This is a genomic window from Leptospira ryugenii (assembly GCF_003114855.1).
Lineage (GTDB): Bacteria > Spirochaetota > Leptospiria > Leptospirales > Leptospiraceae > Leptospira_A > Leptospira_A ryugenii.
In genome coordinates this window covers 106,165-129,452 of record NZ_BFBB01000002.1, presented here as the reverse complement: position 1 = coordinate 129,452, position 23,288 = coordinate 106,165, and the positions used below count along the sequence as shown (strand labels likewise).

Sequence of the window (23,288 nt, the reverse complement as noted above, 5' to 3'; positions counted from 1 at the left end):
CCTTACTTTAAAAGTTTACTCAACAAATAGAGGGCCGTATTCACTGCACTCTCTCGTACCATTTCTCTGTTCCCAGGCATTTGGTACAAAAAGGCCTCTGGATCAGAACCTTTTCTTTTCCGTCCAATCCAAATCGTACCTACCGGCTTGTCCTCCGATCCACCCTCTGGACCAGCTATGCCCGTAATGGCCAATTGAAAATCTGAAGGGATACTTTTTTCCAGTCCTACTAACATTGCTTTGCAGACTTCTTCGCTGACAGCTCCAAACTTTCCGATCAAATCAGCCGATACACCGAGTAAATTAATTTTTTGCTCATTGGAATATACCAGGTGGCCACCCAAAAAATAGGCACTGGAACCAGGCACATCCGTGATTTTTCCACCTAACAAACCTCCTGTGCAACTTTCTGCTACGGAGATTGTTTGTTTGTTTAGTCTGAGAGTTTCATGTAGAAAAGAAAATACATCTTCCGTATTTTGGTTAGGGTATGCATCCTTTAACCTAGCTATGGCTTGGTCAACGAGATCCTCACGCTCTGCCTGAAAGATCGCTTTGATAAAGCCCTTCTGTGCAGTGACTCCCCATTCCATGCCAGCATCTAATAAGTCTTTCTGTTTGGATATAAATTCAGCCTGGAAAAGGGATTCTCCGATTCCCCAGATCCAGCGATTTTTCTGGTAAAGCTCTCCTTTTTCAAAAGTCCGTTTTAAAAAAGGTAGGAGTCTCTTTTTATACATATCCTTCATTTCTGTGGGTACGCCTGGCATACAGGCTAAGTAAGCATTCTCAGAAAGATTCAAAACAAAGCCCACAGCCAATCCAGAACCATTCTCTAAAACATAACTATTTTCTGGATAATGTATTTGGCGCATAACAGTGGGTAAAATATCGGTATAGGATTTACCCCTTGCAGCATACAATGACTTCAAACGTATGTTTGCTTTTTCATTGATCACCATTTTCTGGCCACTCAGTTCTAAGGCACACTGAAGGGTATAATCATCCTCAGTAGCCCCAAGACCGCCTGTCATGATCACAAGGGATGGAACGTCTGGATTTTCTTTGGCCTGCAACTGTAAGGCTTTCAACTCAGACAATATGATCCTTGGATCATCTGGCATGACGACAAAACGGTTAACCTTCCAACCCAGTTCCCCAAGTTGCACGGCTATCCAACCAGAATTGGTATCAATGCTCCTGCCAGCTGTCAATTCTGAACCAGTGGAGAGTATGGTAACGATTGGTTTCATACATTTGGCTCACTTTTGGACATTTGGTCGGGAGCAGATATACCTAAAATGGTTAATCCTTCTTTTAGAACGTTTTGTACCATTTTACATAGCAAAAGTAAACTCTCTCTTTCCTCTCCCGTCTTTTCTTTGATTCGATTTTCTTTTTGGCCATAAAAACGGGTAAAGGATTTGCTTAGGGATTGTAGGTAATTTGTTAGGCGGTGAGGCTCACGTGTTAAGGCGGAATCATAGACTTCTTCTGAAAATCGACTGACCCAAAATAAAAGTCGTATTCTATCCTCTTGTTTTCCCCATGTATTAAAGTCTACAGGAACGTCGAGAAGACTAGCCTCACCTAATTCCCTAAATATGGATGAAATCCTTGCATGGGCATATTGAATGTAAAATACGGGATTTTTGTCTGATTCGTCTTTTGCTAAATCCAAATCAAAATCGAGAGGAGCATCTGCCGATCTCATTAGAAAAAAATAGCGTCCAACATCACTGGCACTTTTTCCAAGATAGGATAACAAATCCCTCATTGTTTGGAAGATCCCCAAACGTTTGCTCATCTTTACCTTTTCTTTGTTTTCAATTAAATTAACTTGTTGAGCGATCAAAACATTAAAGCTGTCTGGTGTTTTCCCTGCAGAGACCATGGAACCTTTCAATCTGGCGATATAGCCATAATGGTCAGGTCCCCAAATATCAATGAGCTCCTCGAAACCTCTTTCATATTTTTTGAGATGGTAGGCAATATCTGCCATTAGGTAGGTCGGCCTTCCATCTTCTCTGCGGATCACTCTATCTTTATCATCCTGATAATGTGTCGAAAGAAAGAGTAATTTTCCTTGTTCCTCGGAAAGGTCTTCCCTTTTCAATCTTTCTGGAACTTTGTTTACCTCGCCAGATGTATGCAAACTACTCTCTCGAAAGAACTCATCAAATTGCACTCCAAATAGGGAAAGGTCCTCTTTCTGTTGTTTTAGATTGTATTCGACGGCATAATCTGATAAAAGTGATATCGCTCTTTGCCAATCTTTTGCAGAGATCAGTGACTCTAAGTGTGCTTTGTTTGTTTCGACCTTTCCAAATGTAATTGCAATCTCTTTAATGTACTCTCCCCTATAACTTTCTTTTGGGAGTACATTTAATTCAATCAGATCAAAAAGGTTTCGCCCATCATCTTCCTCTTGGAAAACCAAAGGAATGCCTTTCTGTTCTTGGTATCTAAGGAGCACGGCAACTCCTAAAAGATTTACTTGGTTGCCATAGTCATTCACATAGAATTCCTTGTGAACAGAATGTCCTAGGCTTGAAAGTAAATTTCCCAGCGCGTCTCCGTAAGCTGCGGATCTAGCGGACACTATGTTCATAGGTCCTGTTGGATTTGCCGAAACAAATTCTAAGTTTATTTTTTTTCTATTTTCTACTTTTGCATAATAGTCTTTAGAAACCAAACTTTCTTTAGCGTAGGACCAAAGGATCTTGGGATCGATCCTGAAATTGATAAACCCTGGTGGAGAAAAACTGATTTCCGAAAAAAATGGCTGATTGGCAAACTGCTTGATCACCCCTTCTGCAATGTCTTTGGGAGCTTTTCCAAATATATTTTTATTTTCCATAGCAAAAGGACTGGAATAATCTCCGAACTTTTCATCCCGAGAGTATTCGATACGAATTTTAAGGCTATCTAACTGGATCGATTGTTTATCCTCTTCTATGTAGGACTGCACAGCAGTACTTAGATATGAGAGAACTCTATTTTTGATAAGGGTTTCTATTTTCATTGTTTCATTTCTTTACTTCAGAATCTGGATGGCTTCTCTCCCAAAGTAGGAAAGAATACCTTTTGTATTCTGTTAGGAATTGGGGGATGTTTTGTGAATCTTTTCGGATTGTAATTTCACGTTTATAGGTAAGTCGACTGCTAGGATTCGATTTGTTCTTTTTGGACTCTAGTTGCAACAACAACTGGAACGAGACAAAGAAGACTGAAAGAGTCATTGTGATGAGTAGAGTCTTGGTAAAAGCATTCACGATTACGAGTTTCCAAGGCTTTTGTAAAATTCAAAGTAAGATTTCATTTCTTTTCCCGTGACCAAGCGAAAGAATTGGTTCATGATTTGGTCAAGCTCCTTGAGATGCTCAGGTTCTATCGACAGACCCTGGAGATGAGAGAATCGTTTGCTCAAAAAAATCCTCATGAGCTGTATCAGATGGATTTGGTTTTTGGGAAGACTATGGCAGTTACCACAAATGAACTCCCTCTGGTCGAGGGAAAAGTAGGCAGCCATTTTGTGTAAGACTTCTTCACCGCAGGAGCTACAATAGAACTCACTCGGAAAATGACCAAGATGAGCCAAAGCTCGCAACTTAAAAAAAGGCAAGAGTGTTAGCAAATTGCCGTCTGTCTCAAGGGTCTGGAGGGTTCCCTCTAAAAGCTGGAACAAAAAAGGATGGCTCTCCCCTTCTGGATACAACATGGAAAGGTATTCTGTGAAGTACATGATGGAGAGTGTCCCAAGGTAGGAAGACTTCGTAGAGTCAAAACGATTTAGGAGATGGATTTCTTTGATCGACTTCCATTCCTTTGTTGGTTCATCGTAAAAGTCTATCTCTACGAGTGAGCCCAGTTCGGTAGATGCAATGGGCCGACGTTTTGATTTGCGAATGCCTTTCGAAATAAACTTTTGCCTGATTTGGCTTTCGCCAATCAAACTGAAAACTCGATCGGACTCACCAAAATCCATCGATTCAATAACGATTCCTTTTTCTTTTTTGAGAGCCATTAGGAGTTAAAGATCATAGCCAAACATTCATCTTCCTTGGCTCTCATTCTTTGTGCGTCCGCCTCATTTGTTTCATGTTCATAACCTAGCAAATGCAAGATTCCATGCACTAGCAGACGATACAATTCTTCAATTTTACTATGTCCGATCTCTTCTGCTTGCCGACTTAAGGTATCAACCGAGATCACAACTTCTCCCAAATGTTGGTGTGGAATGTTGAGATCAGCTTGGTAGAGCGGAAAAGAAAGTACATCTGTTGTTTTTTCCAAGGAACGTCTTTCTGAATTGATTTGTTTCATGGCTTGGTCATCTACAAACAACAAGTCTAAGTCCACAGAATGCAAAGATTCTGGAAGTAAGCTCGAAAGGATTCGTTCCACATTCTTCTGCACTAAATGCATGTCTAAAAACGAAGAATTTGTCTCATCAAAGATCTGAAGAAAAATCTCTTTCGGATTTTCACTCATCGCTTTTGTTTTGATTTAGCGGCTGCCTCAAGCGCTTTTGTATCTTCAGGTTTTGGGTATTTTGGTCTTTGGTGTAAACTGGAAATCAATACTTCTTTGAAACTTGCTTTGATGACTTCCAAATCACCGAAGGTAAGGCCACTTTCATCTAATTGATTCTCTGCCAATTTTGAGTTAACAATCTTTCGGATGAGTTCATCTAAACTTTCAGAGGATACATCATCTAATGAACGAGACGCCGCTTCCAAGGAATCAGCTAACATCACGATAGCGGTCTCTTTGGATTGGGGAATCGGACCAGGGTATTGGAAATCGGATTTTTTAATATTTTTTCGGGCAGATGCTGGTAAATCTTGGAGTGCTTTATGATAAAAAAAGGCCATAGTAGAGGTACCATGGTGTTCTGGAATGAAATTTATAATTTCTCTAGGAAGGCGAGCCTTCTTGGCCATTTCGATTCCATCCAATACGTGATCGATCACTGTCTTGGCAGCTAAGGATGGATTGTTTTTATCAATGTGCTCAGGTTTCGGGATTAGGTGTTGGTTTTCGATAAAAAAACCAGCATTGGGAATTTTGCCAATATCATGGAAATAAACACCAACTCTCACTAATAACCAATTCAAATTCAAATTTTGAGCGGCTCTCTCCGACATGGCCGCCACCATGAAGGTATGTGTGTAGGTTGATGGAGCCTTGGTTAAGAGTTGTTGTAATAGAGGGTGGCCAGTATCTGCGAGCTCAATCAATTTGAAACGTGTTGGGATATTGAACACATACTCGTAGATTGGCAACAAAAACTGAACTGCAGTCGCACTCGCAAATCCATTGATAAAACAAAGGATTACCAAATGAAAGATGTTAGAATTACTTAAATTGGAAAAAAAACTAAGTTCGGGAGAGCTTGTCCAAAAGTCTCTTCCGTCAAACAAGTATCCTGCTGTTGAAATGAGGATTTGAACAAAACTCAAAAGTATGCCTGCTTTTAAGAAATCAATCCTTTTTTTCAAACTTCTACCATACACAGCACTCACAACTGCAACAGTAAATGCTAACATAAATGAGGTGGCGTTATAACGAGAGGCAAAAAAGACAGCAAAAGAAAGAAAGAATCCTATCGCTATGGAAAGCTGCTCATCGTAGACAAATCCAAGAAGTAGGCAAATCATCCCAACTGGCACAAAGAGAGCAAAGTAATATTTACCCGCCCATTCAATATCATTAGCATAATATGTTTTTGAAACAATATAAACAGAAAAGATAACAATCCATAAAGTGATAAAGATGATTAAATTGCTGGATAGATCATTCAATCGATTGGGCCTGTATCGGATTAGGTAAAAACCTATGATAGCAACTAAAACGCATTGTGAGATGAAGATTGAAACAATGGATGCGACATTGGCTCTCGTAGCATAACGATTCATCATGTCGATTTTTAACTTCACGGCAGGAGTGATGACTTCGCCTGCACGTACAATAATTTCGTTCGCTTGTATCCTACTCCTCTGCACTGTAACGGATGCTTCCGCCTTTTTTCTGGCAAAATCGGTCTCTTCTGCATTAAAAGTGCAGGCAGGATATGAGAATATATAGTAAAGACCGATTCTAGATACGGACTTTAAGAGGATGGGAGAAACATTTGGAAGCTTATCTTCTGCTAATTTCTGTAAGGCGGATAAGATGGGGCCTTCTTTATAGATTTGAGAACGCGGAAGGATCAGGGTAGCATCAATTAAGTAGGAGCCATCTTGTGTCCCTATGTTTCTAACCTTTGCGCCAGATTTTTCCAATTCTTTTTGGAAGGAAAGTTCCTCTTTTACAATGCAGTACCTGGAAAAGATGAGATTTGTGTATTGTTGGATGAACGATTTTAACTTTTCCTTTTTGGGATAATCGAGAATCGCTTGCAGTTCTTCATTGGTGCGATTCCTCCACCTTGGGATTCTTTCTTTTACTTGTTGGGGGCTAGGCTTTTGGCCATCGAGGTTTAAGGTACGTAAAAGCTCAATATCTTCTGAGAGGTTTACATCGATGCCTGCACTTAGAACTGTATAATCTTTATCAAAGGAGTATGGTACGCTTGCCCTTGCCTTAATTCTCTCTTGTTGAGTTTTTTCTTCATCTTCGTAGTAAAATTCTTTTGCTGACTGAACAGTCTCGGGCGCAATTTTTCCCTCAGAGAATTGACCCTCCGCAGAAGTATTGATTTTTTTTTGGCCAAAAAAAGGCACTGCGAGATTGTAGGTAACAAAAAGTAACGTAAGGGATACCAAAACTATCTGAATGTTACGAACTGTTCTAACTGGCCTAACGGTCGTTAAGAAATCGGTAATGGAGGCCATTGTGGATTCAAAAAATGGTTTCATCTTTTTTCAAACAATCCTTCATTCTCTTCAAATCGTCTAACAATCGCCTCTACTATATGGTGGCGCGTGATATCTTCTCTTCCAAAAAAAATCGTCTGTATCCCATTGATCCCTCGAAGAGTGTGAACTGTTTTTTCTAATCCGGATCTACCATGTGCAAGGTCAATCTGTGTGGCATCACCAGAAATTGCCATCTTAGAATTTTTTCCAAATCGTGTTAAAAACATTTTTAATTGGGGAAGAGTGCAATTCTGTGCTTCATCCAATATGATAAAAGAATTAGAAAGCGTGCGACCTCTCATAAAAGCGATAGGTGCGATTTCAATTTTATTGACAGAGATGTACTCAGTTGTTTTTTCAAAGCCTATGCATTCATGTAGCGCATCATAGATCGGACGCAAATAAGGATTTACTTTCTGGGTCAAATCTCCAGGCAAAAATCCAAGATTCTCTCCGGCTTCCACGGCTGGCCTCGTTAAAACCAATCTATCTACTTCACCTGTTTGCATCATACGGCAAGCCGTTGCAATGGATAAGAAAGTCTTTCCTGTCCCAGCAGGTCCCATTGCTATGGTAATAAAATTTTTCCTAAGGCTATCTACAAAACTCTCTTGGTTTTTGGTTCGGGGAAAAATTGGCTTTCCCTTAAATGTAACAAATACTTTGTCTTTTGGACTCCAATCAGTCTCGGAATCAGACTGAGGGAAATCCTGTGTCCCTGGAGTCGGCCAACCTTTGTTAGCTTCTTTAGCCTGATTCATCATGTAGTCTATATCAAAGACTGAAAAATCAGTTTTGTCAGGTCGTTTTTTGAAATTTTCTTCAATTCTTGTGAATGTCTCAATTGCCACATTCACGTAATCGTCCTCACCTTGTATGATGAGCGACTTTCCACGAGGTATGAGTTTTACCTTCAAACGGCTTTCCCAGAGCGGAATTTGAGAATCCCCGATCCCACAAATGACACCATAGAGTGGCTCCAAAGAAAAGGTAAAACTTTTATCCATGTAGAGTATTTAGATAGGAATGATCCTTAATTTCAACTCTTCTAATTGTTTGTTTTCCACAATTCCTGGGGCCTCGCTCATCAAACACTGGCCTTTCTGGGTCTTTGGAAATGCAATCACATCCCGAATGGAAGTGCCACCCGTTAAGATCATCATGATTCGATCAATCCCAAAAGCAATCCCACCATGAGGGGGAGCGCCAAAGGAAAGTGCCTCCAGAAGAAAACCAAACTTGTCTTTTGCGGCATCTTCCTGAATTCCAATGGCAGAAAATACGAGGGATTGGATGTCTGCGTTGTGAATACGGATGCTTCCCCCACCAATCTCTGTCCCATTTAAAACTAAATCATACGCCTTTGCATTGATTTCAGAGAGATTGACATCTTTTCCTTCTTTCCAATCCGATAGCTTCTGCCAATCTCCTTCCTTAGGAGAGGTGAAAGGGTGGTGTAAAAAGGTCCACGATTTTGTAGCTTCGTCTTGTTCAAACATAGGAAAGTCAACAACCCAATGAAAATTAAACTTTGATTTGGGTGGGTCGTATTTTTCAGAGAGCTTTAACCGGAGTGCACCTAATGAAGCGTTGACGATTTTGCTTGCATCTGCTCCAAAAAATAACATATCCCCTTCTTTGGAACCCACACGCTTCGCAATCTCAGTCAATGCTTCGGGGGAGAATCGTTTGGTGATGGTTGATTCCAATCCTTGTGCACCGTGTTTCATGTAGGCAAGGCCCTTGGCTCTGTAGTCTCGGTTCAACCAGGCAGTTAAATCTTCTATTTCTTTTCTAGAAATATTGGATCCTCCAGGAACACAGATGGCCTTCACTACCCCACCAGACTGTAGGGCGCCCGTAAATACTTGGAAGTCACAGTCTTTTACTAGATCGGATACATTTACCAATTTCATCCCAAAACGAATATCAGGCTTATCGCTTCCGTATTCTTCCATAGCTACCGAATACGGCATCCGCTGGAATGGAGTTTGGATTTTTACTCCGAACACTTTGTCCAAAGCAAAAGCCCACATCAACTCAATTTCGGTTTGCAGTTCTTCTTCAGTTACAAAAGCAAATTCCATATCCAACTGAGTAAATTCTGGTTGCCTATCAGCTCTTAAGTCTTCGTCTCGAAAACATTTAACGATTTGGAAGTAACGTTCCATTCCACCAATCATCAAGATTTGTTTGAATAATTGTGGTGACTGCGGGAGGGCATAAAATTGACCCTGGTTCAAGCGAGAGGGAACAAGAAAGTCTCGTGCTCCTTCAGGAGTAGATTTGTTTAAAATAGGAGTTTCAATTTCCAAAAATCCTTTTTCATTTAAATACTCTCGGATCGCAAATACAAGTTTGTGACGTAAGATCAATCTGTCTTTTAGTTCTTCCCGTCTCATATCAAGGTAACGATACTTCAATCTAACCTCTTCTCCTGTGGGATCAAATTCATCCAAAGCGAAAGGTGGTGTTTTTGATGGGTTCAAAAGTTCTATTGTCTCAACGATTACTTCAAATTTTCCCGTCTTCATTTTTGGATTCACGGAATTTTCATCTCGCAAAGCTAACTTGCCTTGGACAGCTATCACATACTCAGCTCTTACTTTCTCAGCTTTTGAGAATTGTTCTCCCAGAAGTTCCTTTCTACAAACAACTTGTATGACTCCAGAACGATCTCTTAAATCAATGAAGATCACTCCACCTTGGTCGCGGTAACGAAACGCCCAACCTGCAAAAAGCAATGTCTGTCCCAAAAGCTTGTCAGTTACTGACTCGGCCTGGATTCTACTTTTAAATTCATTAATTTTCACGTTACTCAATGTACTTTCCTTTTAGAGTTTATTATCAAATCGAGATATTTTGGGATTAAACATTAGTTCAAAACTATCTGTTGCTCCAGATCTATTCTTAGCAATGATGATCTCTGCCATTCCACGTTTTTCAGGCAAAACTTCTTCGGGAGGTTTAACCATTTCTTCCCTGTAGATAAAACAAACGATGTCAGCATCCTGCTCAATGGCACCAGATTCCCTCAAATCAGATAATTGAGGTCTCTGGTCTTTGGTCCGAGATTCGATGGATCGATTCATCTGGGAGAGCGCAATGATGGGACAGCCGATCTCTCGCGCCATTTGTTTGAGACCACGCGAGATACTTGCAACCTCTTGTTGCCTTCCACCCATTGCCGATTTTGGATCACTCATCAACTGTAAATAATCAACAATCACAAGACCAATGTTCTCAGTGGATTTTAACTGGCGCATCCTTGCTGAAAACTCTTGTATAGTTAAGTATCCAGAATCATCAATAAATAAACTAGCATTTGTTACCGTAAGGATTGCATCTTTAATTTGGATTTGCTGAGTAGGTGTGAGTGAACCCGATTTTAAAGCATAGGAATCGATACGAGCTTCCGCACTTAAAATCTTTAGAAGAAGTTCCAAACGACTCATTTCCAAAGAAAAAATGGCTACTGTTTTTCCTTCTTTGAAGCAAACGTTAGAGGCGACATTTAGAGCAAACGTAGTTTTACCATTACCAGGTCTTGCGGCAAGGATTAGAAGCTCATGAGGTTTTAAGCCTGTTGTGGCATTGTCCAAACCTGAGAAATGAGTACGCAGGCCAGTGATACCCCCTCCGTCCACATTGTTTTTAACAACATTTTGGATATATTCTATGAGACTCAGTTTATCATCTTTGACCAATCGAAGACCTTTGGATCTCTCTTGCCTTGAGATGTCCATAAGCGATTGTTCAATCTCACTAAAGACAGTATCATTGTCCCCAGGTTCAGACTTTACTTTCTCGATGGATACAGATAGTTTTTCTAAGTATTTACGCCTGTCCGAGCTCCGTTTGATCCTACGAATATAATAATCTAAACTTTGGGTCGGAACTGTATCCCGAAAAACAGATGTTAGATATACTAAATCTTTGGACTCATCTTTGAAGAGTCCTTTTTCACGCATGTGGCTTGTGACGGATACAGCATCTAAGGCGATGCCTTCGCTGATCAATTCGTCTATGGCTTGGAAGATACGGCGGTGGATTTCTAAATAAAAATCATTTGGTTCAAGACCAATGTCTTCCTGCCCAACGACGCCGCGTGTGAGCAGAAAGCCAATGAGATTCTTCTCCGATTCTATCTCATGAAGCGGGTTGGAACTCATAGTGGTCGAAAAGCTCTGTTTAAGCCTCTGCGACTACTTTTACTAGGATTTGTGGTACAACACCTTCAGCGAGCCTAACTTTAACTTTATACTCGCCTAGGTTTTTAATTGTATCTGCAATCTCTAACTTACGTTTGTCGATTTCAACGCCAGTCTTTCTGATAGCGTTCACAACATCATTGCCAGTAACAGATCCAAAAAGCTTTTGATTTTCTCCAACTTTTACCGTTACTTCATATGTTTTACCATCAATTTGAGCAGCTAAGTCTTTCATGACTTTTACGCGCTTTTCTCTCTTTAAACCAGCAAGTTTCTTTTGGTGAAGAGCCATTTTGGTATTACCATCATTTGCTCTTACCGCAAGTCTTCGTGGAATCAAAAAATTACGAGCGTAACCATCAGCGACTTCTTTTACGTCACCAGCATCACCTAGATTTAATACATCTTTTTGTAATACAACTTTCATGATTAACTCCTAGAGAACTTTATGTGGGAGCAACAATACTGCTCTTGCTTTACGGATTTCTCTGGCAAGCACTCGTTGGTGCTTCGCGCATGTTCCAGTGATTCTTCTTGGGATGATCTTTCCACGGTTTGTTACAAAACGTTCCAAAATATCGATACGTTTATAATCTAAACCTGCAAGGAGCGTTTTATCAGCACAAAATTTACAAACTTTCTTTTTATACTTTGCATTCTTTCTACCGAACTTACCATCTCCGTCCTTTCCACGGAAACCACCTTTCTCATCATCATCCATGGAGTCCATGCTATCACGGGAATCCATTCTTTTATCATCTATTAAATCGTTCATTTGTATACCTATCAAAATGGGATATCTTCGTCTCCGGAAGTAAAATCATCATAGCCACCGCTTGGCCCGGAATCATATGCAGTGGAGCTTGGCTCGCCTCTATCCACAGAACCACCCATCTGGCCACCTAATAATTGCAAGGTTTCCACATAGATTCTGATCTTGGATGCTTTTTTTCCATCTGGTGTGTCCCAGGTCTGCTGCTGAAGTCTACCTTCAATAGCGACTTGTTTGCCCTTCCCAGTGTACTGTTTCAAAATATCTGCTAATTTACCCCAAGCTACACAGTCAAAGTAGTTTGTTTCTTCCTTTTTGTCTCCATTCGATACATAAGTCCGATTTGAAGCAATTGAGAAGTTAACAACAGAACTACCGTTAACCGATTTAAATTCGGGGTCGCGGGTCAACCGACCAATTAACAATACTTTGTTGAGATCATTAGCCATTTGCGCGTATTACGAGTGATTTGAGTATGTTTGGATTTAATTTAAACTCATGCTCGATCTTTGCGATTTCTGCCGGAGAACCTTGGCATTTCGTGAAGGTGAAATGGCCTTGTTCCTCTTGTCCAATTGGGTGCCAAAGGCGTTTACTGCCCCAATCCTCTTCGTTTTGAATGGTAACGGCGTGTTTAGAGAGAATGTCTTTAACGGCAGACTTACCCTCGTCCACTGCGCCTTCACGAAGGATATTCGTGATTTCGTAGTTTCTCATATTGTCTCCTATGGGTATACTTCCGTGATGAAAATCCAGAAGTAGAAGAACCTTAAAATTTGGGTTTAGGGATAGGATTTTGCTGGGAAAGCCAGGGTCAATGGAATTTCTTCTTGGTTCCTTGGAATTGGCTATTTTCATGGCGTATACGGACAAAATGAAAGAAAAAATCAATTTTCCTGAGATCTGGGGCCTCGGACTCGGCATCTTTTTATTGGTCTACTCTGGATTTTTGCAAATCTTCTCTCCCAAAGAGCCCTATTCAGAAACCCATTCTGGATTTAGATCCCCCATCATTGCTTTGGAAATGTCTGAGACACCGAAACATGTGCAGGACATCATTGGCACCCAAGAAACGGAAGAATTTCCCAAGTTGACAAGCCAATACCGAACTCTCAATTATTTTGATTTTGGATTTATTTTCTGTTATATGGCATTTTTTGCATATACTGGCCACTATGCAGGTAGGAGAGTTCGATCAATTTTTTTGAAAATCTTTTTGGTGATGGTTGCTGTCTTGGTGGTCGGGGGCTTTTGCGACCTGGTTGAGAATATTTTGATACTCAACTTACTCGATTCTAAAAATGCCGAGGAAATGTTACCCTCTTTAGAATATCTCAAGTCCACAAGCCAGCTGAAATGGTTTTGTTTGTATTTATATGTGGCCGTGGTAGGCATCTATTTTTGGTTATACGAAAAAGGTCTACTACTACGAATTGCTTCTGTATTTTTGGTTACTTCTTTTTTTCTCGGACTTTTTTCTTTTTTGAAGGTTTTTCTCTTAGAGATAGGATTTGTATTTCTGGTGATAGGGATGATTCTTGTTTGGCTTCAATATGGCTTTACTTTAGCCTTCAGTTCTTTATCCAAAAAAACATAAGCCCTTCCACCCGAGACGATAAGTTCAGTTCCTAAATTCTTACATTGCACTGCATACTCCTTCAAAAAATCATCTGCTTCCTTCCCAAAGAGGGGACTAAAGTAAGCCTCTCCTGGGACTAACTGGTGTTTTCCGAAAATAGGAATGATTTCTAAACAAACAAGTTTCGCACCTTGGTAATGGAGTACCAAGGAAATATTGTGTTTTAGATATGAGTTTTTTGAACCGAATAAAAAATTACCCAAAGAATAAATTGCAACACCTTTAGGAAAGACTTCGATGCCTTGCGGGACATGAGGGTGGTGACCAACTATAACTTGATACCCTTCGTTTACTAAATATTTAGCGGTCCGCCTCTGTACCTCTGTTGGCTCAGGGCTATACTCTACTCCCCAATGAAGGGATAGAATATTTGTTTGGTTGCTCCTTGTTTTTTGAACCAATCTCTCGGCCACTCCGACTCTGAAATAGGCTGCACCTGGTGATTTATGATTGGCAAAGAGCCTTGTCTCACCGACATCAGAAAAAGAGAACACTCTGTATTCAATGCCTTCTCTTTGGTATACGATGGGACGGTAGGATTCTTCTTCTGTAAGGCCTGCACCTGCCCATTTTAAATTTGAATCAGATAGAATCCGGATGGTTTCTCTTAGGCCTTCTTCACCTAAATCCATGGTGTGGTTATTCCCCAAAAAAACAGAATCAATGCCCATAGTTTTTAGGATCTGGAGATCGGACTTTACTCCATAAAAAACATAGGACTTCAACTTATCAGGGTTTGGTTTTTTTTCCAAGATAGGTGTTTCTAGATTCAACATTCGAAAGTGCATATTCGAAAGCAAGGATGTGAATGAACGAAAAGGAAGTAAAGGGTCCTCACCTTTCATCGAGTCTCTCACTGCCCAATTGAACATCACATCCCCCCCCACCCAAATTTTGGTTGTACCCTCGATACGATACCCCGTTCCAGAACTAGTTTGGAAACGATAGTAATCTTCGTAGGGAGCCTGAATGTTCGGCTCAGGAGGTTCTATAGGATCTGGGTCATCTGCACCTAAAAAAGAAAATGAAACACAAATGACAGCCAGTATGCAAAAGTTAGATCGCATAGATCAAAAGGTAAAGGTGTTGATCGGTACTTCCGTTTTATTGATTTTTTTCATGGTTAGTAATATCAATGCATTCTCTTTGTCATCGCTCAAGGAAATTACCTTGGAAAGCACTGCTTTGGCTGGGTGTGCATTTACCCTATCCTTTTCTTGTACGATGCTCACAGCTTTTAAACCACGTGCGGGGCTAGACAATTCAATCCGAATCGGAAGCGATTCTTCAAAGAAATATTCGTAGATTCCGTCTTTCTTTTCTAACAATATCCTCCCTTCTTTTGCCATAAAACGAGCCTTAGGTGAAGTGATTTCATTCTGAAACGTCCCAGAAAGGTATTGGTATATGACTGGGAAGGGCAATTGGATATTTTTTTTTGTATTTGGATCTTGGATCACAATATCACCCATGGGTTGGTTGAAGGCTTTATTTGAACCACTCGGTTTGATCGAAATCTCTGTGGGTGAAGCAATCAATTCAGAAAAAATCAGCCCGAAAAAAGTATCCATTAGCTGGATTTTTAGGAGCCCCTTTTCTTTAGAAAAAAATATCTTTCCGTCCACGAGAAAGGTTTCTTTCTTGGGAACGAGCACCTGGATTTTCATCGTAAACTCACCCCGAAAGGATGTGTAAAGGGATGAATTAGACGATATCCCTTTCAGCAAAAGGATGGCATTTGGATCCTTTGCAGAAGAATACTTAGATCCATCCTTGCCAATGAAATTTACATCGGTGTCAGGACTTGACTCACAGTGCAAGAGTAGTAAGAATAAAAGTAGAGTGAAATACTTCATTTAGAAAGTTCCTTGCTGACTTGTTTCCATTTTGTTTGAATTTTCTTTTGCAGAGAATCAGTCTTCGCATTTTCTTCCGCTTTTTTATAGTAGTATTGTGCTTTCACTAAGTCCTTATCTGAACGATATACATCTCCTAGGTGATCAAATATCACAAAGTCTTCTTGTTTCTTTTCCTCTGAAACAAGTTCAGCAAAATGTAAATACAACATCGCCTCTTTTCTACGGTTTTGTTTGAAATAGATCCAACCGAGGCTATCTAAAAAGGCCGCATTGTCAGGTTCTAGATCATTTGCCTTTACCAAATATTTCTCAGCCTTTTCTTTCTCGATCTCTCGTTCTGCGTATGAATATCCTAAATAGTTGTAGGAATTAGGGTATTCTGGATGGCTTTGGATCAATTGTTCGAGAATTGCATCCGACTTTTTTTGGTCTTTAACGCGGTCATGTGCAACTGCCAAAAAGAAAATAAAGTTAGGATCGTTTTTTTTGAGTTCATTTGCTTTTGTGAAAGACTTAAGTGCATTTGCATGTAACTCCTTTTGCGATTCAATCGCCGCTCTTGTGTAAAAATACTCGGCCTTGTTTGCATCTTTTTGGATCAATTTGTTGATCACGACTTCGGCGTCCTCAATACGATTGATTTTTGGATTTAGAAGTAAATACACGAGTTTATGGTTCATGAGATCTTCCATTGTTGGGTCCTGAATGAATCTCAATGCCTCCCTCAAGTCTAAAAGAGCTGAGTAGTAATTTTTTTGCATCTCTTCACATTGGGATATCCTTTCCCATAAATTTCCTGATTCCTTTTTTAAGGAATCAACTTCGCCACTCAAACTAAGTGCTTTTGCAAAGTACTTCTTTGCTAATTCATACTGTCTGTATTGGTAGGACATAGATGCTACATTGACGTAAGCCTTATACCTTTCTTCTGCGTAAGATGTTGGAATCAAATCGGCAAAAAGAATTTGTGTACTCAGTCGATTGGGATTTTTTTCTACGTACTTTGCGACAAGGGGCAAGAGGCCCTCTGTATCCCCTCTTAGGTATCTATGGAGAAAGAGAACTACACCATCTCTTGGGATTTTTTTCTCTGCTTCTAAGACTGCAAAAAAATTGGGTGCAAACACTCGGCTATACAAGAAGTACATCTCACCTAACATGTGTGAAGCATCAATTTCACGTGGGTTGATCTGGCGGATGTAGGCTAGATGTTTTTTTGCTTTAAAAAAATCTTCCAAAGTAAAATAAATCTGGGCGAGTTTATATCGGATTTCAGTATCATTCGGCGATGATTCCAAATACTCTTCATAGTATTGTGTAGATTTTTCAGAATGGTCGAGTTTGTAATTTAATTCTCCTAAATACTTTGCCACGATAGGCAAAATGCGAGAGCCTCGATCTCGATCTAGGAGTACATTTCGTAAGGAGAGAAAATACAAATACGACCGATTCCAAGATTTTAAATCAAAATAGATATTGCCGAGATAGTAGAGAAAATCCGGGTCATTGGGATACTCGGCTAAGTATGTTCTCAACAAAAGGCCTGCCGGTTCCAACTTACCTTGTTTCAACAGAATTCGACTCTTTAGTAGCAACAATTCTCGGGAAGGTATTTCCTTTGCTTTTTGGATGGTGATCGCTTTATCAGCCCAGGACTCTGCTTCTGCAAAATTGTCCAACTCCAAATGGCTAGACGCCAAAGACCTTGCCGAAAGATGACTTGGCCCTTGCCCTCTTTCCTCCAAACACGAGTGGTACAGATTGAAGTATTCAATGGCTTGCCTATGTTGCTTTTTTGCTTCCTCTGTTTTTCTCTCTTCAGTTTTGTGAAAACCAGATCTTTGTGCTTGGTAGGCTCTGGAAAGGTAGTAAGAGAGGGGAATTCCTCTCTCGCCTTTCGAACAGGGTTTTTCTTCCTCTGTGAGCGGGGCAGAAAAGACCGTGGCTGCCGATAAGAAGAAAATGAATGGGATTAGGATAGTGCTGTGTTTAATTGCTTGAAACATGAGTGGTTCTCGGTAAACATCGGGTAAAGGAATCTTCCTTGAACCAGATATTCCGTGAAAATATAAAATACATAGTTGCTGTTCTCATTGTCTGGGCAATCACTTTCCCGATCATTCTTCAAAACAATGACGTTATCCTAGCAACGATCAATGCCTGGTACAACCGCTTTGCAGGCTACCCAAATCCGAGAATCGCTCACAAATTGATGCAAAAAGGGGATGAGATCATCGAAGGGCGGGCAAAGGCTAACGATCCTTGGTACAAATCCATCTCCAATCTGTTTTCAGGAGATGAGAGCCAGAGTGGCCAAGTCCTTCCACTTGACTTGGGTTTGATGGAAAAAGCTTGCCTCTATTATACGACCCACGAACACATAAGTGAAATTTTTTTAGAGCCAACATGGCTTGAAAAATCACAAACTTGGGACTCAAAATTATTTCCGAAGTCTGAGAGAGAAGCAAGTGGACAAGTATCGCTTGGTCCACATCCGAAAGAGTATTGGAACTCACACCTAGAAGCAGTTTTAGAAGCACTGGACTATTACAAACGTGCCTTACGCTTCTCTGGACCGGAGCTAGAAGTCCCGAAAAAAATTGAAAAGGTTGCCTGGGCAGTTTGTCGACCGAGCGAAATCCTCCTCGCTTACAAAACTCATATGTTGGAAACAGAAAAGATTATCTATGAGAGGTTAGATAAAGAGGGAAAAATTCCTACAAAGATCGTAGAAGGATCTGAATTCCAAAAACTGGCTATGATCCTATCCATTATCAAATCAGGATCGTTTTCCGATGTCGATCAAAACGCTTACTTAGAGAGCCTACTCCGCCAAATCCTCCTCACTGGAATGAAACAATTTTCGCCATATGAGATGGACGCCGTGTATGCAAGAATTCTCTTCCTTGTCGGGAACGAAGGTAAAGAATTTTTAAAATTCACCCAGCGCAGAGCTGACCTTTTTTTCCAAATCGGCAAAGAAAATCCTGATTACTACCGAAAGGCGATACAGGAATATACCACCGCATCAAACATCAGTAAATTAAGCGATGCAGATGATGTGCCTGAACATATCCTTCTCGTACATGAATTTGAAACAAAATTAAACATTGCCATCTGCCATTCCAAATTAAATGAAAACAAAGAATCTTTAAAAATTTTAGATTCTTTAAAACCCAAACTTCGAAATGTCGACGAACGTAGTGTAGGCGGAGCAAAACCCAGGATCTTAGATTTATACAATGCAACAAAAGTTTCTGTACTTAGAAATCTAAAAAGATACGAAGAAGCAGATGAACTCCTCGATACCAAATAATCTGATCTATTTGGATTACAATGCCACGCACCCTCCATTTGCTGATATTTACCAATCAGTCGAAAAGGAATATACGGAAGAGTTTTATAACCCTTCGGGAATGACTCGATTTTCTCTAAAAAACCAAGGCAAAATTGAATCAGCTCGCAAGTATTTTTCTCAGATTACTGGCTTTATCGAAAAAGATTTAGTTTTTTCATCAACGGGAACAGAGTCCAACTACCTACTGCTGTCAGCCATCGCAAAAGAATGGGGCAAAAGTGCCTCACCTATAGTCAGTCCGTTTGAACACCCCAGTGTTTTTTCTGCCGTAGAACATTTCTTTGGTGACTTTCGTATCATACGTACAAATCGTAACGGAATTTTAGACGATATACACCTCCAAAATCTTTTGGAGGAAAAAAAAGCACCCCTTATCATAAGCCTTGTTGGAAATGAAACTGGTGTTGTACAAGATGCAGATTTTCTTCAAAATTTAACAAAGGTCTACCAAACAAAATGGTATTCTGATCTGATGCAAGCCTTTGGAAAAATAGAAGTTCCCTTCGATGCTCTGGCAGGCTTTAGTTTTTCAGGGCATAAGATAGGAGCAGGAATGGGTGCGGCCCTCACTGGTTTTAAAGGCTTACCGGAGAATGTTTCTATTTTTTCTGGCGGGAACCAAGAGAATAACCATAGAGCAGGCACAGAAAATTGGCCTGCCATTTTGCGGATGAAACTCGCAAGCGAACGAACACTCAGCCAATTGCAGACAAAAAATGAAATACTCCGAGGATTTCAAAAGAAAATCGAAGAGACTTTTGAATCTATGGGGGCGGAGATCATTTCCAAAGACCAGAAGAGAGTACCCAACACCAGTTTCATCCTCCTACCCATAGAGGCGGTCGACTTCTTCCTCATGGGTTTGGAAGAAAGACAAATCCTAGTCTCAACAGGAAGTTCCTGCAAATCCAGATCTAGAGAAGCATCCCGTTCTCTCCTCGCGATGCAGTATAGTGAAGAAGAGGCATTGCGTTGTATTCGTGTTTCAACGGGAATTTTTTCAAAGGAAGAAGAGATAGAAACTTTTTTAAGATCAAGCCAAGAAATCCTGGAACGCCTCTCTTAATCATGATTGTACGAGTACTTGCTAAACCGAGCCGTTCTGGTGAACCAAACTCGTTTGATGGAGAATTGATTTGGGATGATCTTTCTCTCTTCTCACCGGTTGAAGAAGTCCACTATATTGATGGGCTATCACTCTGGAGTTTCTATGAAGAATGGATACGGTTTTACCAAAAAACACAATCTATAAAACCTAAGCGCGAAGAATGGTTTAACTTATTGCAAAAAAAATCAGACACCTTAGAACAAATATTATTTGGTAAAAAAATTCCTCCCTGGAAGTCAAAGAACTTCCGTGAACCAATATTTCTGCAATCAGACCCTGAGTTTTTTTCTATACCCTTTGAGATCCTAAAGACAAAAAAAGCCTACTTTTATGAATACCCCTTTTTCTACCGAGGGATACGGGGACAGGCGATTGGCCATTCCCAAGCAAAACCAAAGAAGTTTTTGTGTTTGGAAAACCCAGTGCTACCAAACTTAGAGGAGTCGGTCAAACAAGAAGCAAAATCCCTGTCCCTCCTATTCGAGGATGATACCAGATTCCAATATAAAAGAATCCCCAAAGAGCAATGTAAGATTTCAAAATTTTGGGAAGAAATTCTTTCTTCTGATCTTATTCACTACACAGGTCACAGCGATATCAATGGCATTCCCTTTCCTTCAGAAGGAAAGTCACTTCAAAATGAGATTGGGCAAGCAAATTTAAGCCATATCCATTGTGCATACATCAATAGCTGTTATTCTGCCTATGAAGGAGCAAAACAATCTGGACTCGCGAGCCAGTTTTTAAAAGCAGGAGCTAAGTATGTGATCGGCTTTTTAACCCCTATCGAAACAGAGACAGCAAAAGAAATAAGCCTTAAGTTTTGGAGAGAATATCTAATCTCCCAAAGTATCAGCCAAGCATACCGCAAAACAAAAGATATACTAGTCTCTGATCCATATCAAAATGCCCATGCACTGTTATCTTTAGTTTTTTTTGCTCCTGAAACAAAAAGCACAAATCGAAAGTATGTCTTCGGATTTTTATTGGGGCTATTGCTTCTTTTGGGAGTGTATTTTCTGCCAAAAGAAAAGAATGAATTGAACGAACCAAAAAAAGAAGAAAGACCTTTGCTAGAAGAGGCCAAACCAAAAGAATCTCAGGCAAATCTTAGCTTAGAGAAAAGAATTAGCAAAGTCAATCTGACAAAGTTTAGAAATGCCTTACGCAGTTTTTTGACAGATGAACATCCCATTTACTCAAAAAAAGAAAGGATAGAAATCATTGAAGACATCCTTGGCTCAAATATGAATGAAGAAATGCAATTCTATCAGTTTAAGATGACGACAGGCCAAGAATGAGGATTTGGTTTTATTTCACTCTTTTCGTTTTGGCCCATGCGGTCTTTGCAGAGGATAGTTTCTCCATTTTATGGAAGGACTATCTGGAAAACCATCTACCCCTTTCCGAGGTGAGTGAAGTGTATGGAGAGGCTTTCTCGGAAGATCTTGAAACAGAAATTCGTTCCGAAAGAGAATTTTTACTGAGTAGATGTGAGTCCTCTTCCTTACGATCCATCGCGAACATGATGTACCATCTTTCTCATGTAGAATCAATGATCCTATTGAAAGAATGCCGCATAAGTCCCAAAAAAAAATGGCCTCAATTGGAAACAGCGGCAAAACAAAAGCTCTTTGAAATCACAAAGTTCCCTAAATTGGAAATCATTGGTTCACTGAAAGATACTGCAGATGCAAAGGAAATCCTGGAAAAACTATACTCTGCTTGGGAAGAGCGAGTCTACCGATTTTCAAACTTCTACCAGACTGGCCAAATTTCTTACCTTTCCAAAGAGAAAGCGATCACACAAACGATCAACGAGCTGGTGTATGTTGACATGAACCCTGAGCGCAAACTCTCTTTGCTACGTAAGATGGTAAAGGATCTAAGGGAGGAAGAAGAATCACTCTTCCAAACATTCCTCTACTCTCACCAAAATCTTTTCTCTGTTCAAAAGCGCAGTTTAGAGAATCAACGAAACAAGGAAACTTTAGAAACTTTACTCGCTTATTTTTTAAGCCATCCTGCTTTGCAAGAACCTTTAAAAACCGAAATAAAAGAATGGAAGGACTGCCTAAATGAGATCAAATTAGATGCACCTGGCATCCGTCTATCTGTCTTCTCTGGCTTTTTACAGGACTACCAACGGTTTCCGTACTTAGCCTCAGAGGCCAAACCAAAGGAACTCTTTCAGGTCAGTCAATTTTTGCACAAAAATCTCTTTTCTTCTCATCATTTTACACGACGAATTCAGGAATCTTTACAAACCTGTAGAAAGTTAGCATCCTATGGAAGTAAAGAAAGAGGAGATCAGAGGACTCATCGATGATTGTGTTCTAGGTAAAGAATTTGCCTGGAAAGAATTCATTGGACGGTTTCATAGATTGATCACGGGTACTGTAGCCCATTACGTACCATCCTTAGAAGTTTCTGATACTGTGCAACTTGTCTACCTAAGACTTACACACAACGACTACCAATTGCTCCGAAGATTCAAAGGTGAAAGCCCGCCTGCCTTTATCATTTATTTAAGTGAGATTGCAAAGAATGTTAGTCTATCCCAAACACGTGTTTTGCGAAAGAAGGACTACAGAGAAGGCATTGGTTTGGACGAAACCATTGAGATTCTTGACGAAAGGATCCAACCTGAAGACCAGTACTTTGTATTGGAAGAGCAAGATGAGATCCTTCGCCAAATGGAGAGACTCGATGAAAACAGCCGAGAGATTCTCCTACTTCGTTTACAAAATTATAAATTCAAAGACATAGCGGAGATCTTAGGAGAACCACTGGGAACCGTATTAGCACGTGCAAAACGAGCAAAAGAAAAGTTAAAAAAAATCGTCCAAGATGAAATAAAGTCGCAAGAAAAGGAAATTGATTAAATGGAAGCAGGTGATCTAGAATCCTTTATGAATCGACTCAAATGGAAAGAAGCGCTCTATCTAATGGACCAGGGCCAGGATGCAGACCCTGAAACCACTAAGAAAATCTTAGACCAGATCCTTCCCAAAGAGTCCAACCGAGAGACCATCCTCTTTCGGTTCCGAGATCGTTTGATGGAGGTGCTAGGCCCTTCCTTCGCAACCTTCCAAATTCCACCCACTCAGATTGCGTTCCGTGGGACAAGCACCGAAGTATACCGCCTAGAAAGGCCACTCCTGCAAGATACCATTGCGCTTCTGTTTACTGCCAATCCCAGCCTCTCGGAAGTACAGCTCTCACTCGAGATGCAGAAGCCAAAACCTTACCGAGTGAAGTTAAAACTGGATGGAGATACCATCGAGACACTAGCCGATTTGAGCCGTGAGACCAGTTTCGAGACTCCCATCCTCCAAGAAGCCTCCCCGGAGCTCGTTTTCTTTGAAAAAAACCGAGAGATTGCGCGTCTCCAGCTTTTGTTTGAAACTTTTTGAAATTTTTTTTCTTACCGATGCAATAATCCTAGAACAAGCGGAAATGGATAAATGTAGGCTTT

23 protein-coding genes are annotated in these 23,288 nt (G+C 40.4%); 7 read left to right on the top strand and 16 right to left on the bottom strand.

All coding sequences use genetic code 11. From position 1 onward, the window contains the following. Positions 1–2 precede the first annotated feature (2 nt). The 13 genes from DI060_RS01280 to rpsF form a co-directional block, all read right to left on the bottom strand. Positions 3–1,253 (bottom strand): nicotinamide-nucleotide amidohydrolase family protein, encoded by a 1,251-nt coding sequence (locus DI060_RS01280; protein WP_108972893.1) that lies wholly within the window; start codon positions 1,251–1,253, stop codon positions 3–5. Beyond that, positions 1,250–3,025 carry an arginine--tRNA ligase gene (argS, locus tag DI060_RS01275; protein ID WP_108972891.1) on the bottom strand — a complete coding sequence of 592 codons (1,776 nt, stop codon included), beginning with the start codon at positions 3,023–3,025 and terminating at the stop codon, positions 1,250–1,252. Before argS ends, DI060_RS01280 begins: the two co-directional genes overlap by 4 nt. Positions 3,026–3,029: 4 nt before the next feature. Next, positions 3,030–3,275, bottom strand: coding sequence for a hypothetical protein (locus tag DI060_RS01270; RefSeq protein WP_108972889.1), 246 nt, complete (start codon positions 3,273–3,275; stop codon positions 3,030–3,032). Positions 3,276–3,277: 2 nt separating this feature from the next. Further along, positions 3,278–4,027, bottom strand: a complete 750-nt coding sequence (recO, locus tag DI060_RS01265; protein WP_108972887.1) for a DNA repair protein RecO — start codon at positions 4,025–4,027, stop codon at positions 3,278–3,280. Beyond that, positions 4,027–4,494, bottom strand: a complete 468-nt coding sequence (ybeY, locus tag DI060_RS01260) for an rRNA maturation RNase YbeY (RefSeq protein ID WP_108972885.1) — start codon at positions 4,492–4,494, stop codon at positions 4,027–4,029. Before ybeY ends, recO begins: the two co-directional genes overlap by 1 nt. After that, positions 4,491–6,863 (bottom strand): HD family phosphohydrolase, encoded by a 2,373-nt coding sequence (locus DI060_RS01255; RefSeq protein ID WP_108972882.1) that lies wholly within the window; start codon positions 6,861–6,863, stop codon positions 4,491–4,493. Before DI060_RS01255 ends, ybeY begins: the two co-directional genes overlap by 4 nt. After that, a complete protein-coding gene (locus tag DI060_RS01250; RefSeq protein ID WP_108972880.1) occupies positions 6,860–7,870 on the bottom strand; it encodes a PhoH family protein in 1,011 nt (336 codons plus the stop codon). Before DI060_RS01250 ends, DI060_RS01255 begins: the two co-directional genes overlap by 4 nt. A 9-nt stretch (positions 7,871–7,879) precedes the next feature. Beyond that, the gene (gene aspS, locus DI060_RS01245; RefSeq protein ID WP_244594243.1) at positions 7,880–9,676 is read right to left on the bottom strand and encodes an aspartate--tRNA ligase; all 1,797 of its coding nucleotides are present in this window, start codon (positions 9,674–9,676) and stop codon (positions 7,880–7,882) included. 21 nt (positions 9,677–9,697) lie between these two features. Beyond that, complete coding sequence (gene dnaB, locus DI060_RS01240) at positions 9,698–11,035, bottom strand: replicative DNA helicase (RefSeq protein ID WP_108972876.1); 1,338 nt, start codon at positions 11,033–11,035, stop codon at positions 9,698–9,700. 19 nt (positions 11,036–11,054) lie between these two features. Beyond that, a complete protein-coding gene (gene rplI / locus DI060_RS01235) occupies positions 11,055–11,501 on the bottom strand; it encodes a 50S ribosomal protein L9 (protein ID WP_108972874.1) in 447 nt (148 codons plus the stop codon). Positions 11,502–11,510: 9 nt separating this feature from the next. Next, a complete protein-coding gene (gene rpsR / locus DI060_RS01230) occupies positions 11,511–11,795 on the bottom strand; it encodes a 30S ribosomal protein S18 (RefSeq protein WP_108973968.1) in 285 nt (94 codons plus the stop codon). A 65-nt stretch (positions 11,796–11,860) separates the two neighbouring features. Then, on the bottom strand, positions 11,861–12,295 hold the full coding sequence (locus DI060_RS01225; RefSeq protein WP_108972871.1) for a single-stranded DNA-binding protein: 435 nt from the start codon (positions 12,293–12,295) through the stop codon (positions 11,861–11,863). Further along, positions 12,288–12,563, bottom strand: coding sequence for a 30S ribosomal protein S6 (gene rpsF, locus DI060_RS01220; protein ID WP_108973966.1), 276 nt, complete (start codon positions 12,561–12,563; stop codon positions 12,288–12,290). The genes DI060_RS01225 and rpsF overlap by 8 nt, the downstream gene beginning before the upstream one ends. Positions 12,564–12,663: 100 nt before the next feature. Here rpsF and DI060_RS01215 point away from each other — a divergent pair, with 100 nt between their 5' ends. Next, positions 12,664–13,443 (top strand): hypothetical protein, encoded by a 780-nt coding sequence (locus DI060_RS01215; RefSeq protein ID WP_108972869.1) that lies wholly within the window; start codon positions 12,664–12,666, stop codon positions 13,441–13,443. Here the strand turns inward: DI060_RS01215 and DI060_RS01210 are convergent. From DI060_RS01210 to DI060_RS01200, 3 genes are read right to left on the bottom strand one after another with little or no spacing between them, the layout of a single operon-like run. Next, positions 13,395–14,552 (bottom strand): CapA family protein, encoded by a 1,158-nt coding sequence (locus DI060_RS01210; protein WP_108972867.1) that lies wholly within the window; start codon positions 14,550–14,552, stop codon positions 13,395–13,397. The genes DI060_RS01215 and DI060_RS01210 overlap by 49 nt on opposite strands. Positions 14,553–14,555: 3 nt before the next feature. Beyond that, positions 14,556–15,341: a hypothetical protein gene (locus DI060_RS01205; protein ID WP_108972864.1), complete on the bottom strand. Its 786-nt coding sequence runs from the start codon at positions 15,339–15,341 to the stop codon at positions 14,556–14,558. Beyond that, positions 15,338–17,350, bottom strand: a complete 2,013-nt coding sequence (locus tag DI060_RS01200; RefSeq protein WP_108972862.1) for a tetratricopeptide repeat protein — start codon at positions 17,348–17,350, stop codon at positions 15,338–15,340. Before DI060_RS01200 ends, DI060_RS01205 begins: the two co-directional genes overlap by 4 nt. A 38-nt stretch (positions 17,351–17,388) precedes the next feature. On the opposite strand from DI060_RS01200, the gene DI060_RS01195 reads away from it, so the two are divergent. The 6 genes from DI060_RS01195 to DI060_RS01170 are packed head-to-tail and all read left to right on the top strand — an operon-like array spanning position 17,389 to position 23,226. After that, positions 17,389–18,660 (top strand): hypothetical protein, encoded by a 1,272-nt coding sequence (locus DI060_RS01195; protein WP_108973964.1) that lies wholly within the window; start codon positions 17,389–17,391, stop codon positions 18,658–18,660. After that, positions 18,638–19,768 (top strand): cysteine desulfurase family protein, encoded by a 1,131-nt coding sequence (locus DI060_RS01190; RefSeq protein ID WP_108972860.1) that lies wholly within the window; start codon positions 18,638–18,640, stop codon positions 19,766–19,768. Before DI060_RS01195 ends, DI060_RS01190 begins: the two co-directional genes overlap by 23 nt. Before the next feature lie 2 nt (positions 19,769–19,770). Beyond that, positions 19,771–21,111: a CHAT domain-containing protein gene (locus DI060_RS01185; RefSeq protein WP_108972857.1), complete on the top strand. Its 1,341-nt coding sequence runs from the start codon at positions 19,771–19,773 to the stop codon at positions 21,109–21,111. Further along, on the top strand, positions 21,108–22,139 hold the full coding sequence (locus DI060_RS01180; protein ID WP_108972855.1) for a hypothetical protein: 1,032 nt from the start codon (positions 21,108–21,110) through the stop codon (positions 22,137–22,139). Before DI060_RS01185 ends, DI060_RS01180 begins: the two co-directional genes overlap by 4 nt. Continuing rightward, positions 22,099–22,695: an RNA polymerase sigma factor gene (locus DI060_RS01175; RefSeq protein WP_108972853.1), complete on the top strand. Its 597-nt coding sequence runs from the start codon at positions 22,099–22,101 to the stop codon at positions 22,693–22,695. The genes DI060_RS01180 and DI060_RS01175 overlap by 41 nt, the downstream gene beginning before the upstream one ends. After that, positions 22,696–23,226: a hypothetical protein gene (locus tag DI060_RS01170; RefSeq protein WP_108972850.1), complete on the top strand. Its 531-nt coding sequence runs from the start codon at positions 22,696–22,698 to the stop codon at positions 23,224–23,226. Positions 23,227–23,288: the final 62 nt, after the last annotated feature.

What these genes read in the sequence shown, in the direction of transcription:
- DI060_RS01280 (WP_108972893.1), bottom strand. Translation starts at nt 1,253, where the DNA reads ATGAAACCAATCGTTACCATACTCTCCACTGGTTCAGAATTGACAGCT.
- argS (WP_108972891.1), bottom strand. Translation starts at nt 3,025, where the DNA reads ATGAAAATAGAAACCCTTATCAAAAATAGAGTTCTCTCATATCTAAGT.
- recO (WP_108972887.1), bottom strand. Translation starts at nt 4,027, where the DNA reads ATGGCTCTCAAAAAAGAAAAAGGAATCGTTATTGAATCGATGGATTTT.
- ybeY (WP_108972885.1), bottom strand. Translation starts at nt 4,494, where the DNA reads ATGAGTGAAAATCCGAAAGAGATTTTTCTTCAGATCTTTGATGAGACA.
- DI060_RS01255 (WP_108972882.1), bottom strand. Translation starts at nt 6,863, where the DNA reads ATGAAACCATTTTTTGAATCCACAATGGCCTCCATTACCGATTTCTTA.
- DI060_RS01250 (WP_108972880.1), bottom strand. Translation starts at nt 7,870, where the DNA reads ATGGATAAAAGTTTTACCTTTTCTTTGGAGCCACTCTATGGTGTCATT.
- dnaB (WP_108972876.1), bottom strand. Translation starts at nt 11,035, where the DNA reads ATGAGTTCCAACCCGCTTCATGAGATAGAATCGGAGAAGAATCTCATT.
- rplI (WP_108972874.1), bottom strand. Translation starts at nt 11,501, where the DNA reads ATGAAAGTTGTATTACAAAAAGATGTATTAAATCTAGGTGATGCTGGT.
- rpsR (WP_108973968.1), bottom strand. Translation starts at nt 11,795, where the DNA reads ATGGATGATGATGAGAAAGGTGGTTTCCGTGGAAAGGACGGAGATGGT.
- DI060_RS01225 (WP_108972871.1), bottom strand. Translation starts at nt 12,295, where the DNA reads ATGGCTAATGATCTCAACAAAGTATTGTTAATTGGTCGGTTGACCCGC.
- rpsF (WP_108973966.1), bottom strand. Translation starts at nt 12,563, where the DNA reads ATGAGAAACTACGAAATCACGAATATCCTTCGTGAAGGCGCAGTGGAC.
- DI060_RS01215 (WP_108972869.1), top strand. Translation starts at nt 12,664, where the DNA reads ATGGAATTTCTTCTTGGTTCCTTGGAATTGGCTATTTTCATGGCGTAT.
- DI060_RS01210 (WP_108972867.1), bottom strand. Translation starts at nt 14,552, where the DNA reads ATGCGATCTAACTTTTGCATACTGGCTGTCATTTGTGTTTCATTTTCT.
- DI060_RS01205 (WP_108972864.1), bottom strand. Translation starts at nt 15,341, where the DNA reads ATGAAGTATTTCACTCTACTTTTATTCTTACTACTCTTGCACTGTGAG.
- DI060_RS01200 (WP_108972862.1), bottom strand. Translation starts at nt 17,350, where the DNA reads ATGTTTCAAGCAATTAAACACAGCACTATCCTAATCCCATTCATTTTC.
- DI060_RS01190 (WP_108972860.1), top strand. Translation starts at nt 18,638, where the DNA reads ATGAACTCCTCGATACCAAATAATCTGATCTATTTGGATTACAATGCC.
- DI060_RS01185 (WP_108972857.1), top strand. Translation starts at nt 19,771, where the DNA reads ATGATTGTACGAGTACTTGCTAAACCGAGCCGTTCTGGTGAACCAAAC.
- DI060_RS01180 (WP_108972855.1), top strand. Translation starts at nt 21,108, where the DNA reads ATGAGGATTTGGTTTTATTTCACTCTTTTCGTTTTGGCCCATGCGGTC.
- DI060_RS01175 (WP_108972853.1), top strand. Translation starts at nt 22,099, where the DNA reads ATGGAAGTAAAGAAAGAGGAGATCAGAGGACTCATCGATGATTGTGTT.
- DI060_RS01170 (WP_108972850.1), top strand. Translation starts at nt 22,696, where the DNA reads ATGGAAGCAGGTGATCTAGAATCCTTTATGAATCGACTCAAATGGAAA.